The 19317-nt window shown below is 45.5% G+C and carries 13 protein-coding genes and 1 pseudogene; 11 read left to right on the forward strand and 3 right to left on the reverse strand.

What is annotated here, in order from left to right; all coding sequences use genetic code 11:
• Nucleotides 1-497 precede the first annotated feature (497 nt).
• Nucleotides 498-1955, reverse strand: coding sequence for a glycoside hydrolase family 13 protein (locus MiSe_RS34210; protein ID WP_226588549.1), 1458 nt, complete (start codon nt 1953-1955; stop codon nt 498-500).
• Nucleotides 1956-2296: 341 nt separating this feature from the next.
• Here MiSe_RS34210 and MiSe_RS34215 point away from each other — a divergent pair, with 341 nt between their 5' ends.
• The 8 genes and pseudogenes from MiSe_RS34215 (at nt 2297) to MiSe_RS34255 (ending at nt 14979) form a co-directional block, all read left to right on the forward strand.
• Nucleotides 2297-3388 carry a peptidoglycan recognition protein family protein gene (locus MiSe_RS34215; protein WP_226588550.1) on the forward strand — a complete coding sequence of 364 codons (1092 nt, stop codon included), beginning with the start codon at nt 2297-2299 and terminating at the stop codon, nt 3386-3388.
• A gap of 252 nt (nt 3389-3640) precedes the next feature.
• A complete protein-coding gene (locus MiSe_RS34220) occupies nt 3641-3814 on the forward strand; it encodes a hypothetical protein (RefSeq protein ID WP_226588552.1) in 174 nt (57 codons plus the stop codon).
• Between the two features lie 229 nt (nt 3815-4043).
• Complete coding sequence (locus tag MiSe_RS34225; protein ID WP_226588554.1) at nt 4044-4430, forward strand: hypothetical protein; 387 nt, start codon at nt 4044-4046, stop codon at nt 4428-4430.
• 356 nt (nt 4431-4786) lie between these two features.
• Nucleotides 4787-5116, forward strand: a pseudogene (locus MiSe_RS34230) (sugar phosphate nucleotidyltransferase); the annotation flags it as partial.
• 421 nt (nt 5117-5537) lie between these two features.
• Nucleotides 5538-6413: a glycoside hydrolase family protein gene (locus MiSe_RS34235; protein WP_264196756.1), complete on the forward strand. Its 876-nt coding sequence runs from the start codon at nt 5538-5540 to the stop codon at nt 6411-6413.
• 173 nt (nt 6414-6586) lie between these two features.
• Entirely contained in the window at nt 6587-7510 is a 924-nt protein-coding gene (locus MiSe_RS34245; RefSeq protein WP_226588556.1) for a peptidoglycan-binding protein, read from the forward strand.
• A 348-nt stretch (nt 7511-7858) separates the two neighbouring features.
• Nucleotides 7859-9922: a caspase family protein gene (locus tag MiSe_RS34250; RefSeq protein WP_226588558.1), complete on the forward strand. Its 2064-nt coding sequence runs from the start codon at nt 7859-7861 to the stop codon at nt 9920-9922.
• Between the two features lie 71 nt (nt 9923-9993).
• Nucleotides 9994-14979: an nSTAND1 domain-containing NTPase gene (locus tag MiSe_RS34255; RefSeq protein ID WP_226588560.1), complete on the forward strand. Its 4986-nt coding sequence runs from the start codon at nt 9994-9996 to the stop codon at nt 14977-14979.
• A 110-nt stretch (nt 14980-15089) separates the two neighbouring features.
• Here MiSe_RS34255 and MiSe_RS34260 read toward each other — a convergent pair whose 3' ends face one another.
• A complete protein-coding gene (locus MiSe_RS34260) occupies nt 15090-15557 on the reverse strand; it encodes a hypothetical protein (RefSeq protein ID WP_226588562.1) in 468 nt (155 codons plus the stop codon).
• A 208-nt stretch (nt 15558-15765) separates the two neighbouring features.
• On the opposite strand from MiSe_RS34260, the gene MiSe_RS34265 reads away from it, so the two are divergent.
• The 3 genes from MiSe_RS34265 to MiSe_RS34275 all read left to right on the forward strand — a co-directional run bounded on the left by MiSe_RS34265 (nt 15766) and on the right by MiSe_RS34275 (nt 18858).
• Complete coding sequence (locus MiSe_RS34265; RefSeq protein WP_226588564.1) at nt 15766-17055, forward strand: glucose-1-phosphate adenylyltransferase; 1290 nt, start codon at nt 15766-15768, stop codon at nt 17053-17055.
• 86 nt (nt 17056-17141) lie between these two features.
• A complete protein-coding gene (locus tag MiSe_RS34270; protein WP_226588566.1) occupies nt 17142-17687 on the forward strand; it encodes an AAA family ATPase in 546 nt (181 codons plus the stop codon).
• 148 nt (nt 17688-17835) lie between these two features.
• Nucleotides 17836-18858, forward strand: a complete 1023-nt coding sequence (locus tag MiSe_RS34275; protein ID WP_226588569.1) for a DnaJ C-terminal domain-containing protein — start codon at nt 17836-17838, stop codon at nt 18856-18858.
• Nucleotides 18859-18982: 124 nt separating this feature from the next.
• On the opposite strand, the gene MiSe_RS51385 is transcribed toward MiSe_RS34275, so the two are convergent.
• Nucleotides 18983-19117 carry a hypothetical protein gene (locus MiSe_RS51385; RefSeq protein WP_264196757.1) on the reverse strand — a complete coding sequence of 45 codons (135 nt, stop codon included), beginning with the start codon at nt 19115-19117 and terminating at the stop codon, nt 18983-18985.
• Nucleotides 19118-19317: the final 200 nt, after the last annotated feature.

Here is a 19317-nt window from a genome sequence, read left to right on the forward strand (position 1 = left end):
CCTTCCCGTGACAGCAAAGATTATTAATGCCGTGTCCCTACCAAGATCGTTGATTTCGGGAAGTTGCGCTCTTGAGGTTTTCGTGGTTCATAATCAGAAATTGTTTCTAATCCGATTCAATCTAAACGATCAAAATTTGTTGTAGGGACACGGCGCGAGAAAACCTTCCCGTGACAGCAAAGATTATTAATGCCGTGTCCCTACCAAGATCGTTGATTTCGGGAAGTTGCGCTCTTGAGGTTTTCGTGGTTCATAATCAGAAATTGTTTCTAATCCGATTCAATCTAAACGATCAAAATTGGTTGTAGGGACACGGCGCGAGAAAACCTTCCCGTGACAGCAAAGATTATTAATGCCGTGTCCCTACCAAGATCGTTGATTTCGGGAAGTTGCGCTCTTGAGGTTTTCGTGGTTGATAATAATTTTTACCGCGAAGGCGCGTTAGCGAAGCGATTCAAGGGTAGCGAATTAGGACACGAAGAAAATTATGATACCTGCTATCCGAGAATACAACCACTTCGAGCAGGAAGATTCAAGGATAGTTGGATAGACTCTCCTTCGCTGTTCCAAGATACATCAGCACTGCCGTACAATAACTTGCTGGGTTTGGATTTTAAACTTGTTACTTCAAAGCTGACAAAAGCAGGTGCAGTCCCAATATTGACGGCAACAATTATTTCCTCATTGCCCAAAATGCGAGCGAAAACATACACAGTTCCCTCGGCATATAAGATTTCGTAGGAACCCGTGCGAAGGGCAGGATGGGCGTGCCTTAATGCAATCAGTTTGCGGTGGTATTCAAGAACATCAAATTCCCAATGAGATTCTAAGGGAAAACCTCGCCGCGAGTCTGGATCTCGACCGCCTGCTAAACCAACTTCATCGCCGTAATAAATACTAGGCGCGCCGGGGAATGTTAATAGTAATAACGTTGCGAGTTCGACGCTGGGTTTGTCACCTCCGGCAATAGTCAGGAGTCGGGCGGTATCGTGACTTGCTAATAAATTGAGTTGGGTTAGTTGAATTTCCCAAGGATAAAGTTGCAGCAGGTGTTTGATTTTTTCGCCGTATTCCTTGGCGTAGAGGGGCGGGAAAGGCTGGTAAGAGGAACCTTTGACTTTTTCGATGTCTACGCGATCCCCTGCCGTAAACGCGATGGTAGGCCCAGCAAACAGGTAGTTCATCACCCCATCAAACTGAGTGCCATCCAACCACTGACTGGCATCTTCCCAGATTTCTCCCACAATATATGCATCCGGATTGATCGCTTTAACGCGAGCGCGAAATTCTTGCCAAAACCCAGGTGCTTTAATTTCAACCGGCACATCTAATCGCCAACCATCGATGCCGAAATGCATCCAATATTCGGCGATTTCCATAATATATTCCCGCACTTCTGGATTGTCGTGGTTAAATTCCGGTAATGCCCGCAAACCTGCCCAACCTGAATAATTAGCAGGATATTCACCATTGTAAGCAGATAAAGGCCAACCTTGAATTTTGAACCAATCTACCCAAGGCGAATTGGGGCCATTTTCCAACACGTCGTGGAAAAAGAAAAAGCCGCGACTGCTATGGTTAAATACTCCATCCAGGACGATTTTGATATTGCGTTCGTGCGCCGCTACTAGCAGTTCCCGCAATGCGCCATTTTTCCCCAACATCGGGTCAACCTGATAGTAATCGTGGGTATGATAGCGGTGATTGCTAGCAGATTGAAAAATCGGAGTGAAGTAAATCGCGTTAATCCCTAAATCCTGCAAGTAATCCAGATTTTCCAGCACTCCCCATAAATCTCCGCCTTTATAACCTTGGTAAGTTGGGGCGGCGTGCCAATCTTCCCAACGACTGTGCTGCAAGTGGGACTTGCGAGGTTGCTTACCCCTGGCAAACCGATCTGGAAAAATTTGATAAAAAACAGCGTGCTTAACCCAATCTGGTGTATTAACCTGCATAAATAACTTCCTAGCTTTCCATTGCCAAGGTACATCGATTGGCTGTTTTCAGGCTCTCACTTCTGATAGAAAAGCGTCGGCATTCCATAGATTGTTTTAAGAATCCGTCGGGGCGCTCTTGCAGAGTAATACCAAATCCACAAAGATTACCTCCTTGATTCTCTCTCTTCTTCTTGGCCTTCTTGGCGTCTTGGCGGTTCGTTTAAACAGGCGGGTGTGGTGCGCGGATTTAGTATAATATGTAATCGCTAGAAAAAAACTGAGTGAGGGGTAATACCCACGATCAAAAAGGCCAGTATTATCTTTAAATGGAAAACGGTGGACGATTCAACAATAGACAAATGCTGACAATTACCGAAGCGCCAAAAGAACCAATTCAGGCTAAACAGACCTTGGCGATCGCCGGAACTGCTTCGCTTGAAGATGCAGGCAAAACCCTCACCCTCACAATCGACAACCAATTCACAACTTCTGCTGGTGTTGTTAACCCTGATGGCGCTTGGCGGTTTGAGTTTGCCTTCCAGCAACCAGGTAATCGTCTGCTTAAATTATCACTTGATGATGAAAGTGTCGAGTTAACAATTCAAGTTTTTCCACCCCCTGTTCCACTCAGTTTTGTCAGGACTCCCAAAGTCGTCGAAACTCAAGAAACTGTTATATTATTTGGTAAAACCTCTGGCTACGCGGATGGTTCCGAGTTGGTATTATTAGCTGACAAAAAGTACGAACTGGCACGTCCTCGCGTCAAAGATGGTCAATGGCAAGCTCCGGTATTATTTAATCAAACCGGGAAGCGACTAATTGAAATTATCGGAACTGAACCAGACCGCGCCCAATTTGAACTATCTGTGCAAAGACAAACGATTCGAGTTTGGTCGCGCAGCACTTGGATTAACAATATTACTCCAGCGGAAGTGGAAGACTTAGAACCTCAGCGCATCACTTTTCATCATACTGAGTATCCCAATTTACCTACTAATGCCAGTCAATCTGCGGAGGTGGAACGGTTGCGCCAAATGCAGCAGTTCCACGTCCAGCAGCCGCCAGCCGGAAGGGGTTGGAGCGATATTGGTTACCATTTTGTCATCATGCCCAGCGGTAGGGTGTACGAAGCGCGCTCGCAACTGAAGCGGGGAGCGCACGATCGGGTGAATGATGGGCTAGGTATAGCGTTTGACGGAAATTATACCAGTCGCACGATTACCCAGGCGCAGTTTGAGTCAGCGGTGGCATTGTGCGCCAAGCTGTTTCGCCGCTATGGACTCGGGGATCCGGTGACTCCCGTACCGACTCCAACCGCAGACTTTGGTGTAAAAAATTTACCCTTGATTTGCGGTCACCGCGATCGCGTTCAAACGACTTGTCCCGGTGCGGCAGCAGGCAGAACAATTCGCTTGGAAGAGATTCGTCGAGCAGTTAAAAGCAAGCTTTGATATTTCGCCTGTTAGCATCGTTTTCGTAAGTTTTTGTAAATTTATGCCAAACTGGCAACAACGCCCGGTTAAATTAGTTTCTAATGGCAGGGAGGGAAAATTGATAGAGATTCTGGATAAATTGGCTAATCGCTCATAGCTAATAGGAAAAAGGCAACTAACAACGCTGTTTACTGAGATTGATAGCGATCGTGCAACTCATATTGGGAGTGCGATCGCCACAATCCAACTTGTTTGCTAAGGAGATTGAAAATGCAGTTACAAATAGGATCTGAAATTTTATCAAGTTTGGGTTTTAGCTTGTTCCAAAACGAGGAAAATCAGTTCTTGATTCGGAAAAATGCCTTGGGAGAAACTTGTTACATCGTTTGTCTCAACACCTTGACACAGGAGTTGTGGGAAGAGTTGGAAGGAAAACAGGAATAGCTGGTTAACCTGATGATTCAGATGAAGAATGAATGTAAGAGAAGCGAAGAGAATACGCTTCAGCAAACAAGTATATTAGCGCTCAAAAAAACTGCTGGTTAGCTCAAAATTTGTTTGGCATACTTCAGAGGATAAGAACCAGGAGGAAATTTCTTATCTTTCTATTCGCGAATCGTTTACCAAAGAGTTTTTACAGATAGGTAACAACGGTTTAGATGGGTTATTAAATTTGGGGGCGCTCCAACTGAGTTATATTAGCGGTAGCCTGCTGGTAGTTCCGGCAGATGAAAATTTAGAAGAAATATACGAAATGCGATCGCCAGCACAAATCCCCACGGATGTCAGGGACGATCTATTGCAGAAAATGCAAATCATCAGCCACAGTAAAACCTACCCCCCAAGTCGTCAAGCAGCTATTAAAGATGCAATAGAATTAGTCAAAAAGTTGATAAATAGCGACGAAAAGAAGCAGAGATTTAAGCAAAAAAGCCATGCCATCGCTATTACGCCAGCGGTGAAATCATCAGCGATTATTTGGCCAGCGCTCCTGAAGAACCAGAAGGCGAAAGCTGACGGAATATTCTGGAAGTTTATATTCGCTCTCTGTACCCTGTAGGCAATATTTTGCCCATTGGTCACAAATATGAGAATTTGCCGTTTGTTGTGTTGAGGAGCTACAGTTTAGAAGAAATAAGAGCGAAGATGTTTACCGATAAGTATCTGCTAACTTCCAACGAGTTGAACGTACTCAATTTGATTCTGGCTAAAAGCGACTAAAATCTTCGCTCTGTGCAAGCTAAGAGCGCGAGGCACGCCAGAGTCGTCAGTCGCCAGCCAGACCCTAGACTCCGCCATTAGATATAAAAGCACAGCCGCAAATAATTAGTCAATTTCTTCATTTCCCCTCTTGCAATCGATCCCCGACAATCAGACACTGTACTTGGGAACGATCGGCATCTCGAGAGGTTTGTTGTGAAAAAAGTTCTAGCTATTATCCTGGGAGGGGGCGCAGGTACTCGCCTTTACCCTCTAACCAAACTACGCGCAAAACCAGCAGTCCCGCTGGCAGGGAAATATCGCCTGATCGATATCCCCGTCAGTAACTGCATTAACTCAGAGATCTTCAAAATCTACGTTCTGACGCAATTTAACTCGGCATCCCTCAATCGCCACCTTGCCCGTACCTACAACTTTTCCGGTTTTACCGAGGGATTTGTCGAGGTACTCGCCGCACAGCAAACTCCCGAAAACCCCAACTGGTTTCAGGGCACGGCAGATGCGGTACGCCAATATATGTGGCTGTTTCCTTTGCGACGATTTTTCAGAGAAACTTTGGTGTTTGCGTAGTCCTGTTCGATTTAGATGCGGAGCAGCTTATTTTTTTGGTAACTTTTTATAAACTTTTGTCTGATTAGCAATAGTGCCAGACTAAATTAGTTTTTAATTGAGCAGTTTTTGTAAACTTTTACATAACTAGCAACACCGCTAAGCTAAATTAGTTTTTAATTGATTTACATAGTTTAGATCGATCTCACCCCAGGTAGCCTGCGTACCATGTGTTTTCGCGTCCTCAATTATACTATGAGTCTTCTTAGTCAGAGTAATAGTGTTAATTTTTTTGTCTTTTACCCCGATCTATAGATAAAGCAAATAGCATAGACTAAAAAGCCAACTTAACCGTTTGCGATCGCCACTCTATACAAAATTAGTTCAGGAGTGCATCATGACAAGATCGCTGGAAATTTTTAAAGATGGCAGCTTGTACGAAGAGGAAGATGGGCAGCCAATTAAGTTAACAGAAACTCAAGGAAAAGTAGACTCGCTCTTAGAAGTTTTACAGTTCACGCAAGCTGAGACATTTACCATCGCACCGCCAGATGCAGTGCCACCGGAAATTCCCGACCCTCGCACATCTGCGAGGCAAATCAACCAAACAGGTTTGGAGATCGTTAAATCCTTTGAAGGGTTGTTTTTAGAAGCCTATCAAGATGTCGTCGGTGTGTGGACAATCGGATGGGGAGCCACAGAAGGCATCCATCCTGGTATGAAGATTAACGTTGCCCAAGCCGAGGAATTGCTGAAAAAAGAATTAGCCAAATTTGAAGCGGCGGTGGCTGATTTTGTCAAAGTTAAAATTAATGACGATCAGTTTTCTGCCTTGGTGTGTTTTAGTTACAACGTCGGCGCCAATGCCTTGTTAAAATCAACCCTTTTACAGCTTTTAAATCAAGGCAAATATCAAGAAGCAGCCGAACAATTTCTGCGCTGGGATAAAGCAGGGCCAAAGTCTTACCTGGGCTTATCTCGCAGGCGGAGAGCAGAACGTGCCTTATTTTTAAGCCAACCTTGGGAATGGGCCAGAACTTGGGAACCAGACAAAGAAATAAAGCTGGCTCTCGCTTCAGCCGGTCAACCCCTTGTCCAAGGAGAAGAAGTCCGCAGAATTCAGCAAGCTTTAGTCAAAGCTGGATTCAACGTCGAGGTTGATGGAGTCTTTGGCTCAGGAACTGATAAAGCAGTCAAGCAGTTTCAACAAAAAAGCGGTCTGACAGCCGATGGCGTTGTTGGGCCTCAAACGCTTGCCAAACTCGGTTTGTAGATTTTAGATTTCAGATTTCAGATCGATATTGCCCATCAAGAAGGCTGGCTAGATTTTAGATTTTTGAGTTTAGATTTGTTCGCCCATAAAGGACAAGGCACAAAATTGAATAAATCTAAAATATGCAATCAAATTGAAAATTATCAACCTGGTAAAAAACGAGGATGTAAGCAATGAGTAATGAAGATTTAGAAACGAATGAGTTTGAACTTTGTTTAGACATTTTTGAAGGAGAAGCTCGTGCAGCAGAACAGGGAGATGCAGAGCCGCGAGGCCCTTGGTCGGGTTTAATTAAAGATGCTCCTGGCTGTTCCACCGAAATCGTGAATGGACTATCCCAGCAGCTCATTCATCAAGTGAATGCGATCAGCGGCAACCTTCTTGTTCCCTTTGATGACCTGGATAATTTAGAACTCGGTCCAGCGGCTTGGCCTTTCTTAATACCGCCAGCAAAAGAGGCACTTGGGAAAGCAATTCAAGACCGTGGAACCAAACTGAAAGTTAACTCAGCCTATCGTACACTTCCCCAACAATATCTTTTATTTAAATGGGGGAACGGTTGCGGTTATCCGATTGTGGCAAAGCCAGGAACTAGCAATCATCAAAGTGGTATTGCTATCGATATCGACGACCCGGGTGGCTGGCGTCCCTATCTGTCAAAATACGGTTGGGTTTGGTTGGGTGAAAAAGACCCACCCCACTTCGACTATAAAGGGGCTGGAACTCAAGATCTTCGCAGTTCAGCAACGCTGGCTTTCCAAAAACTCTGGAATAAAAACAATCCGAATCAAAAAATTACCGAAGACGGGGCTTATGGGAATCAAGTTCAAGGCTGTTTAAATCAGACTCTAGCCAAGGGATTTGAGATGGCACCTTGGGACGATCACCCAAGAACTATGCGGCTGTTCAGCCCCAGGATGCAGGGTTCTGATGTCCAAAAGCTGCAAGAAGCCTTAATCAAGGCAGGTTTTACCCTTGATGCGGATGGAGTTTATGGGCCGGGTACGGATACTGCTGTCAAGCAGTTTCAAGAAAAGAACGGTATGACTGTTGACGGAATTGTAGGGTCTCAAACTCTAGTAAAACTGATAACTTAAATAAGTCATTAGTCATTAGTAATTAGCGAATAACTAATGACTAATTTCTTGTTTCTTTCTTGTTACCAGGTTCTACCTGGTAACACATGTCTGGAGGCTCTGCCTCCGATGATAAAAATTCATTAGACTTTTCTGGAAAATAGAGTCGAGGGCAGGCAGAATGCCCACCCCACAAGAGTTATTTGAGAGATGTAAGTAGATCGGCTTCAATAATTGGAGGTATGTAGTAAGCGCTTACTACGAGCCAATTGTCAAGTTTTAATATTTTACCTGGTAACACAGGTCTATTGAATCCCCGATTTATATCAAGCAATTTATACTTACATTTACAATCGAGGGTTGAAAAAAATGAACAATTTAACCTCAAAAATTTACGCATTACTGATAGGAATTGATTGTTACCTGCCGAATAAATTGCCAGATGGGGTTTCTTATAAAAGCCTGCGAGGATGCGTGCGCGATATTAACCATGTAGAAGCTTTTATGAAAGAAATACAGAAAGTGCCAGAAACGCAGATTTTAAAACTGACGGCTTCAAATTCCGAAACAGATCAACCATCTGAACCGCCAGAAAATTGGCCTACTTACAAAAATATCGTCGCGAAGTTTCAACAACTTGCCGAGATGGCTCAACCGGGCGACCAAGTTTATATTCAATATTCCGGTCATGGCGGACGCACGGTGACAGCGTATCCAGAATTGAAGGGAAAAGATGATAACGATGAGTCCATTGTTACCACGAACATTGGCACGGCGGAAGGACAATATCTCCGAGATATTGAGTTGGCTTATCTTCTGAAACAATTAGTAGATAAGGGACTGATTGTGACGGTTGTATTTGATAGTTGCCATTCGGGAGGAGTGACACGATCGGGTGACGTTGATATCCGAGGAGCAGAAGAGATCGACCAAGCGCAACGACCGACTGAAAGTTTGGTGGCATCCCCAGAAGAATTGGCTAAAAATTGGTATTCGATCGCAGCGGGAAAATCTGGAAAACCGACTGCTGGTTGGATTTCTGGAGCAAGTAACTATGTTTTTTTGGCAGCGTGTCGTCCGAACGAGTTTGCTTATGAATCTGCCTTTGGCCCGACTAAAGAACGCAATGGGGCGCTGACTTATTGGTTGCTGGACACGTTGAGGCAACAAACTCCAGAATTGACTTATCAAGACTTGCACGATCGCGTCAAAGCCAAGGTTAACTCTCACTTTACCCAACAAACACCGATGCTGATAGGTGAAGGCAACCGCTTGGTGTTTGGTAGCGATCGCATTGAGATGCAGTATGCTGTAACGGTGATGCAGGTCGATCTGGAAAAATCGCAAGTATTGCTGGCAACAGGTCAAGCGGCGGGACTTCGCAAAGGAGCAGAATTTGCTATCTATTCCTTGGGGACGAAAGATTTCGCCCAAACAGACAAACGATTGGCTTTGGCTGAAATTCAAGAACTCGGTGCAACTCAATCTTGGTGCGAGTTGAAGCCGATTCCTGGTCAACAACCCGTTCAACAAGGCGATAAAGCCGTGCCAATCTCGGCATCGGAAAATTTGGTGCGAAAAGTGCATCTTTTGTCTCTAACAGAATCGCTGTCTCCAGGATTGCTAGCTGCCAAGGATGCGTTGGCAGGTAACGGCTGGGTCGAATTAGCGGATGATGCTGCTGACTACATCGTTGCGGTCAACGACGCAGGCGAGTACGAAATTTGCGATCGCTCTGGCGCACCCATTGCCAATGTGCAACCCCTCCTAAAGGTGACAGACCCCAATGCACCCGCAACCCTTGCCAAACGCCTCGTACATTTGACCAAATATTATGCTACTCAATCGCTAGATAATTTTGATAAAAGCTCGCCTTTAATGGGCAAACTCGTCGTTGAGTTAATCGGTAAGCAACAGGATTATGACCCCGTAGACCCGCCTCGCCCAGAACCATTTGATGACCCTGAAAATCCCACCGTCAAGTCTGGTGAATGGATATTTCTGCGGATTCGCAATGACCACATTAATGAGTTAAACGTTACCGTATTAGACTTACAATCTGATTGGGCAATTTCCCAAATTTATCCATTCTCAGCGGGAGAGAAATTCATCACCATCAGTCCCGGACAAGAAGAGGAAGCGATCGCATTTTGCATGATTCTTCCAGATGAACTAGAAGAAGGGGTAGACATTTTTAAGGTTTTTGCCACCGTTGGCGAAGCAAACTTCCGCTGGCTGGAATTACCACCTCTAACTGAAGCGATCGCTAAAGCAGGTTCCCGCAGCGCCAGTAATCCATTGGAAGAATTGCTCGCTAATATTGCTGGCGATCCTGATGAAGCGCCTCTCACCCGTAAGGCAAATCCGGCAGCTTATCCCAGCCGAGAATGGACGACAAAACAGGTAAAAATAACGGTAAAAAAAGCTCTGTAATAAATTCTCTTAACAAGCTGGATATATTACTACGATCGCAAATTATTTCTCTATCGCCTTCAATTTTTATTATGTCAAATTTTAACCGCAATTTAGCAGTCGTCATTGGAATTAATAACTACCAAAATGGCATTGCTGAACTCAAAACTGCCAAATACGATGCCGAAGAGTTCGCCAAAATATTAGCAACAGATTATCAGTATCAAGTTGAATTAATCACCGATGACACCGAATGCCAACCCACGCTACAAAACATCAAGTATTTAATCGAAGAGAAACTGCCTAAACAAATAAAACCCACCGACAAAGACTGCTTAATTTTCTACTTTGCCGGACACGGAACGCCTTTAGATAGCGATCTAGGGCCAGCAGGTTTTTTGCTACCCCAAGATGCCAATCTCAGAGAGCCGCAAACATTCCTTTCTATGCGGGCATTGCACGATGCGTTGGCTGCACTTTCTTGCCGTCATTTGTTAGTAATATTAGATTGCTGTTTTGCCGGAACTTTTCGGTGGTCGGGGACAAGAAAAGCGATTCCTGTTCCGCAAATTATACATCGAGAACATTACGATCGCTTTATCAGATACCCCGCTTGGCAGGTGATTACTTCTGCGGCTCACAATCAAGAAGCATTGGATTTTTTAAGCGATAAACGCGGAACTGGGAAAGACTCTTTACACTCGCCTTTTGCTATAGCTTTGTTTGAAGCATTGCGAGATACGATTGAATTTCCTGGTAAAAAAGGCGTCCAACGTAAAAAGGCAGATTTGACCGGAGATGGCGTAATTACTGCCTCTGAACTTTATATTTATTTGCGAGATTGTGTAGAAACTCGTTCGGGAGAACGCCAAACACCTGGAATTTGGCCTTTAAGCAAACATGACAAGGGCGAGTATATTTTTCAAGACCCAAATTTTGACCCCAATACTTTAAGCAAAGCACCGAAATTAAATGAAAATAACAATCCTTATCGCGGGTTAAAACCGTTTGAAGAAGAACAAGCGCGGCTGTTTTTTGGCAGAGAAGAATTGATTAAAAGTTTATGCGATCGCATCCACAACCCCGACCAGGCGATCGCCATTGTTTTAGGTGCTTCTGGATCGGGTAAATCTAGTCTGGTGAAAGCGGGTTTAATTCCTTATTTGCGCCAAATTAATTTAGTTCATGGGTGGATTTTAATTTTAACGATTGCGAATGCAAAACTGCGTGTTTCTTTGAAACTTTTGTTGCTCAACCGCGTCGAGCAGTGGCAGATTTTAAAACCGATGCGTCCGGAGGATACTCCGTTTGTTTCATTGGCGCGGATTATTTTTGCGATCGCGAACGTACCCGCCACAGTTGAACTCGATTCTCTCAATTTTTTCAACTCTGTTTTAAGCCCAAAAATTAAGCAACTAAATTCTGATTTTTTGAATTCCAAAATCAGAAATGGCCTGACCAGCGATGAAACGCAATCTGTGCAAAAAGAATTGGAAAATTTTAATTATATTGCCGATATCTGGAAAACGGATAATACAGCATTAAAGCAGAGCGTTGCCGTTGAATATTTTGAAGAATTGAACGGTTTATGTCAGAATGATATTGAAAGAGAACTATTGAAAAATTCGGTTTGGAATTGCCTGACACCGTTGAGCGATCGCCTAGAATCAGACCCCCATCAATTCATTCAGATTATCGAATCGTGGAGCCGACAAAATCCAGGAGTCAAGCTGTTATTGGTAATCGACCAATTTGAAGAATTAATTACTCTCAATCAAAACCATCAAATCAAGGTGCAACAATTCTTTAAACTCGCCGAAGAAATTCTCGCGGCGAATTTATCTCAACTGTGTATTGTAGTCACCTTGCGGTCAGATTTTGAACCGCGTTTTTTGGAATCTCCAACGGTTCGCTCCTACTGGACAAAAGCGCGATTTCCGGTACGAGCGATGAAGTCGGATGAATTGCGCCGAGCTATTGAAGCGCCTGCAACGGAAATGGCGCTTTATTTTGACCCGCCAAATTTAGTCGATCGGTTAATTGATGAAGTCGGACAAATGCCGGGAGCCTTGCCTTTATTATCGTTTACCTTGAGCGAATTTTATATTAAATTATATGAAAAATGGCAGCAAAAAGAAAGTAGCGATCGCGCCCTCACCATTGATGCCGAATTCGACAAAGAAGGCGGTATCGCAGGCTCTCTAACCCGCAGAGCCAACCTAGAATACAACGCATTACCCGACGATGCCCATCGCGCCACTATGCGGCGGGTACTCTTGCGAATGCTAGCCATTGAAGGCGGGAATTCAACCAGGAGAAAAGTCCCCTTATCTGAATTTGTGTATCGAGAGGATGCAGAAAATCAGCGAGTCGAAAAAGTCCTCGAATGCTTAGATAAAGCACGTTTAATTATCAGAGGAGAAGAAACGGGGGAAGCTTATGCAGAACCCGCCCATGATTTTTTAGTCCGGGGGTGGCAACAATTGGAAGAGTGGAAAAGCCAAGCCCAGCAAAATATACTCGTGCAGCGGGAATTGACCATAGATGTAAAAAATTGGGTAGAAAAGAAAGCCGGAGGCTTACTTTGGGACAATGACCCGCGTTTACTGCAAATTCGGGCAATTTTTACCGCCGACAAACACTGGTTTAACGCCCACGAATCAAAATTTATCGAGCGCAGCATTCAACGGCGTCAACTCTTTATTTCTTTAGTGATTGGCATTATTCTTTCCTTATTTGGATTAACAATTTTTTCCTTAATTCAACTCCAGTTTTCAGTTTTACGCGAAAAAGCAGCCAGAGTGCGGAACCTGCTAGTAGCTGGAAAACCCATTGATGGGCTTTTGCTGGCAGTGCAGTCTGCGGGTGAAAACCGCCGATTCCACCAGTTAATGCCGCTGGTTCCAGAAGCGATTCCTCCCGTTCAATCCAGTTTATTAAGTGCGATTGAAATCCCCAAAGAAAGCAATATTCTCAAAGCGCATCAGCGTCCCGTCACCTCGGTTACCATTAGTCCGAATAGCCAAATAATTGTCAGTGGGAGTTCGGACAAAACCTTGCGCTTGTGGGACTTCAACGGCAAGCCCATCGGCAAACCCTTTCAAGGACAGGGGAATTGGGTTACGGCTGTGGCCTTTAGTCCAAATGGCAAATTGATTGTCAGTGGCAGTAATGACGGAACCCTACGCTTGTGGGACTTAAACGGCAACCCCATTGCCAAACCCTTTAAACAGCAAAATATTAATTTACCTTCGTCTAGTTCCAACTCTTCTTATAGTTACTATGCCTATGGTGCGCCAACCTCAAATTTGGGGAAAAATTATCAGGTTACTGCCGTTGCCTTCAACCCGAAAAACGGTCAAATAATTGCCAGCGGTAGCAATGACGGCATCCTACGTTTGTGGGATTTAAAAGGCAACTTGAAACAGCAATTTCAGGCGCATCAAGCGAATATTACGGCTGTAGCCTTCAGTCCAGATGGCAAGTTTATTGTCACCGGCAGCAATGATAAAACGCTACGCTTGTGGGACTTAAACGGCAAGCCAATTGGCAAACCCTTCCAAGGACATCGGGGCGGCGTTACATCTGTAGCTTTTAGCCCAAATAACAAATATAGCGGATTTCAAATGGGTGAGGTACAGCCAAACGGCTTTGTTTGTGTAGCGGCACCCTTAAGGGTGCCGCTACACAAACAAAGCCGTACCTCATACGGCTGCAAACCGCTGTATATTGTCAGCGGCAGTGAAGACCAGACTCTGCGTTTGTGGAACTTAAACGGCAATCCCATCGGCGAATCCTTCCGAGGAAATGTGAGTGGTGTCACGACCGTAGCCTTTAGTCCCAATAGTCAAACGATTGTCAGTGGCAGTAAAGACAACAGTATCCGCTTGTGGGATTTAAACGGCAACCAAATTGGTCAACCCCTCCAAGGACACACAAGTTGGCTGAGAACTGTTGCCTTTAGTCCTGATGGCAGGTTCATTGTCAGCGGCAGTAACGACAACACCGTGCGCTTATGGGACTTGCAGGAAAACAAGCGGATTTCCCAAACCTTTCGGGAAGCTACTGGCAAGGATTATCCAGGTCAAGTCTGGCGTGCAGCCATAAGTGCTGACGGTCAAACAATTGTCAGTGGAAGTTATGACAGTAATGGCAGCGATGGTGGAAGCGTCCGCTTGTGGAATCGCCAAGGGAAGCCAATTGGCAAACCTTTTCAAGGCAAAGGGGTGACGGTGTTGTCAATTGCCATGAGTGCTGACGGTAAAACGATTGTGAGTGGCAGCGATGATGGGAGAGTGCGCCTATCCAACCGGCAGGGCAACCTAATTGCCGCCTCCAGTAGTCGCCATCAGCAACGAGTTTCGGCTGTTACTATCAGCACCGACGGTAAAACGATTGTCAGCGGCGGCGGTGACGGAATCGTCAGTTTGTGGAAGGTTGAGGGCAACCAGCTAGTCGAACTTCATCATCTCCAGGCATATGACAAGGATAAAAAGTCTGTGCCAGTCAATTCTGTGGCAATTAGTCCCGATGGCGCCACCATTGCTAGCGGCAGCAATGATGGAACAATCCGCTTGTGGGATGTGCAAGGTAAATTGCTGCGTTCTGCCTTTCAAGGACATCCGCTGGGTATCGAGTCTTTGGCTTTTAGCCGAGATGGCAAGTACATTGCCAGTGGCAGTGAAGACAACACGTTGCGCTTGTGGGACTTCAAGGGCAACCTGATAGGCGAACCTTTTCAGGGACATACAGGTTGGGTGAGTGCGATCGCTTTTAGCCCCAATAGTCAATTCATCGCTAGTGGCAGTTGGGACAATACGGTGCGCTTATGGGATTTGCAGGGCAATCCGTTAGGCGACGCCTTCGAGGGACATAAAGCCCAGGTTACTTCTGTTGTCTTTAGCACCGATGGCAAATCAATTATTAGTGGCAGTGCAGACAAGACTATCCGCACTTGGCGTGCAGGTACCTGGCAAGACTGGCTGCAAATTGGCTGCAATCAATTGCGGCATCATCCAGCTTTGCTAAACCCGGAGAATGAAACAGCTAGGGGAGCGAAAAATACTTGCCAACTTTAGATTTCAGATTTTGAATTATTTAATCCAAAATCCTTGCATCCAAAATCTAAAATTCGGTCAGAATTGTAGGGTGCGTTACGCGCTTCGCTAACGCACCGCTTTTCACTGTTTCAAGCCGTTGGATTTTCCGCAGGTTTTAAACTCTTGTGCCAAGTTTCGCAGATTAAATTAGACGATCCTTGAGCAATTTTTTTGACAATAATCGTTGCGATGATGGTGGCGATCGCCGGCGCTAATCCCAACCCGCTCACCAAAACCGGCGCTATAATTCCCGCTGCTTTGGCGTAATTTTCGCTTAAAGCGGTTTCCAGTTTTTGCAAAGTTTCGCCACTATCTCCAAACGGATTGCCGCACAGGATATCGTAAGCACCCGCATTGATGCGATCGAAAAGTCGCTGACCGATTTCTAACGCTTTTGTGTCAAATACACCTCTGGATGCCGCCTGAACTTCAATCGATGCAACTGAAGCACTTCTCGAATCTGTTGCCATCCCTTGGGCGTGCATTCCTAGCTGTACTTTCAGTTCATCTTCGTCCAGGTCTAATAGCTGTTGCACCAATTCATCTGTTTCTGACATATAAATTTTGCTTTTTTATCAATGATTTTTGATTATACCCATTAAACTTGTCACCCTCATGCTACTGCGGCAACCATTAACCCTACCATAGGGGATCTAGACTCGGTTGGGAAAGCGATCGCGCGATTTCTTCATTTCCCCTCTTGCAATCGATCCCCGACAATCAGACACTGTACTTGGGAACGATCGGCATCTCGAGAGGTTTGTTGTGAAAAAAGTTCTGGCTATTATCCTGGGAGGTGGCGCGGGTACTCGCCTTTACCCCCTCACCAAGCTACGCGCAAAACCAGCAGTCCCGCTGGCAGGGAAATATCGCCTGATCGATATCCCCGTCAGTAACTGCATTAACTCAGAGATCTTCAAAATCTACGTTCTGACGCAATTTAACTCGGCATCCCTCAATCGCCACCTTGCCCGTACCTACAACTTTTCCGGTTTTACCGAGGGATTTGTCGAGGTACTCGCCGCACAGCAAACTCCCGAAAACCCCAACTGGTTTCAGGGCACGGCAGATGCGGTACGCCAATATATGTGGCTGTTTGAAGAATGGGATGTGGATGAATACCTGATTTTATCCGGGGATCACCTCTACCGGATGGACTATCGCCAGTTTTGGCAGCGCCACCACGACACCAATGCGGATATTACCATCTCCGTCGTGCCGATGGATGAAAAACGCGCCTCCGATTTTGGGTTGATGAAAATCGATCAGAACGGCAGGGTGGTTCAATTCAGCGAAAAACCCAAAGGCGACGCCCTGAAGCAGATGCAGGTCGATACTACAACCTTGGGGTTGAGTCGCGCAGAAGCAGAGAAAATGCCTTACATTGCTTCAATGGGGATTTATGTCTTCAAAAAAGAAGCATTGTTAACCCTGCTGAAAGAAGCGCAAGAACGCACTGATTTTGGTAAAGAAATTATCCCAGCTGCATCGAAGGACTATAACGTCCAAGCGTACTTATTTGATAGCTACTGGGAAGATATCGGGACAATTGAATCGTTCTACGAAGCCAATTTGGCGCTGACGCGACAACCGCATCCGCCGTTTAGTTTCTACGACGAACAAGCGCCGATTTATACTCGCTCCCGTTACTTGCCGCCGTCGAAAGTGTTGGATTGCCGGGTAACGGAATCGCTGATTAGTGAAGGGTGCATTTTGAAAGAATGTCGGATTGAAAATTCGGTATTGGGAGTGCGCTCGCTCGTCGAATCCGGCAGCTTGATCGATAGTTCCCTGCTAATGGGAGCAGATTTCTACGAATCATACGCCGAAGGGGGCTCCGCCTGTCCAGATAATAAAGTTCCGGTGGGTATCGGCTCCAACTCGACGATTCGCCGCGCGATTATCGACAAAAATGCTTGCATTGGCTGCGACGTGCAAATTATTAATAAAGACCGCGTCGAAGAAGCCAATCGCGAAAGTGAAGGATTCTACATCCGCAACGGCATTGTTGTCGTGTTGAAGGGTGCTGTAATTCCTGATGGAACGATCATTTAATCATTTGGTAATCGGTAATAGGTAATGGGTAATGGGGAATGGAAATGAACAACTACCAATTACCAATTACCAATTACCAATCGCCAATGACAAAACTCGTTCTCCTAATCGGAATTCCTGGCAGTGGTAAGTCTTCTCTGGCGCAACAAATCGTTGCAGCTTCTCAGGGACATCTACTAATTTCTACCGATGCCATCCGGGGTCAACTGTTTGGCGATGAAGCAATCCAAGGAGCTTGGGTTTTAATTGGGCAGGAATTACAGCGACAATTGCAGCAAGCAGTTGGTGCAATTTGCCAAAACTCTGCAAGGTCAGCAATTTTTGATGCTACGAATGCTGTGCTACAACATCGCCGAGAAGCGATCGCCCTCGCCCGCGATACTGGCTTCACCTATATTACCGGCTTGTGGTTAGATACCCCCGTTTGGCTGTGTCTGCACCGCAACCGCCAACGGCGACGACGAGTCCCCGATGATGTTATATTGCGGATGCACCGCCAATTGCGGCAAGAGCCACCCTCCTTGGCAGATGGACTCGATTGTCTGATCCGCTACTATCCGGGTGGGTGTAGTACGGTTACTGCGTTCGCGCAAGTGAGAAAGAACCGTACCCGACCGAACTTGCACCTTTGATATTCTAAAAGGCACAATTAAAGATAATAATGCCCATTAATTAGGTATTGTCCTAATTCTAGCATTGACCCTAACTAACTATAAAAAACAAGCACCAAACTAGAGAAAACCAATAAATTAAAATCTTTGATCGAGAGGAGACTGGTGGATGGCTGCAACTGATTTTAAAGACTATTATGCCGTTCTGGGGGTGAACAAAACCGCTAGTGCCGACGAAATTAAAAAAACCTACCGCCGACTAGCACGAAAATACCACCCCGACATGAACCCGGGCAACAAAGAAGCCGAAACCCGCTTCAAAGAAATCAACGAAGCCTACGAAGTGCTGTCAGACGCAGAAAAACGCAAAAAATACGACCAATTCGGACAATATTGGAAACAAGCCGGTCAAACATGGCCCGGTGGTGGCGCTGCTGGCACTAACGTTGATTTTAGCGGCTTCGACTTCAGTCAATACTCCAACTTCGATGAGTTTATCAACGAATTGCTCGGTCGCATGGGCAGCACCGGCGCTCAAACTGGAACTGGACGCTCTGGGAGTCGGAGTTACTCCTACCGCACGTCCACAGGTCGCTCCACCGGCTTTGACAACTTTAGCGGCTTCGATGGATCTAACACCTCCAGCCCAGCCTCAGCCACCGATCGAGAAGCAACGCTTACCCTATCCCTATCCGAAGCATTTCACGGCGTCCAGAAGCGTTTAAACCTCGGTACAGAAGAGATTAACGTCCGCATTCCCCCTGGCGCGAAGAAAGGTAGCCGCATCCGCGTCAAAGGCAAAGGTGCGGTGAGTCCCTACAACCAACAACGGGGGGATTTGTACTTGAATGTAGAACTGCAACCGCACCCATTCTTCCAATTTGAGGGAGATAATTTGGTTTGCGAAGTGCCAATTGCTCCAGATGAAGCGGTATTGGGAGCCAAAATTGAAGTACCCACTCCCGATGGCAACGTGACGGTAAACGTTCCCCCTGGAATTCGTTCTGGACAATCTCTCCGATTGCGCGGTAAAGGTTGGCCTAATCCTAAAAGCGATCGCGGCGACCAAATGGTGAAAATTACTATTGTGGCACCGAAAGAAATTAGTGCCGTCGAGCGAGAATATTATGAAAAAATTCGCTCATCCCGTAGTTTTAATCCCCGCAGCAATTTGCAGCAAGTGAGATTGTAATTTCAAATTTGAGATTTCAGATTGCAAATTGCAGCAGCAGATTAAACAACTTTCAATTTGCCATCCCCATTTTTCAATTTAGTAGTTCATCACTCCCACGCCTTGCTCCAGAAACCCGGTTTTTTCAAAAAACCGGGTTTCTTTTAGGTTGTTCGTAGTAGGCGCTTGGGCGCCTACTTGCCACTCGGTTTTTGAGTTTTTGCGTAATTTCTCGGTCTATTTTATCCGTACTTTCTCGGTGTACCGGATAGTTTTTCATATAGTTAGTTCTGGTATTGCGGTTATTACCGGAATTCAGGCAACTTTGGGGTTAGTTGAGTGAAAAGTTGCTTGTGGAAAATACGGGGGTTGCAGGCGATCGCTCCCCTTCAAAATCATCATCGCTGCTAATTTTTCCTCATAAACACGTAATTTTAACCGTATTAATATTTAATTAACAAGTCAAATTAAATACTTGGT

Origin of the sequence: Microseira wollei NIES-4236 (assembly GCF_020521235.1) — a bacterium.
Taxonomy (GTDB): domain Bacteria; phylum Cyanobacteriota; class Cyanobacteriia; order Cyanobacteriales; family Aerosakkonemataceae; genus Microseira; species Microseira wollei.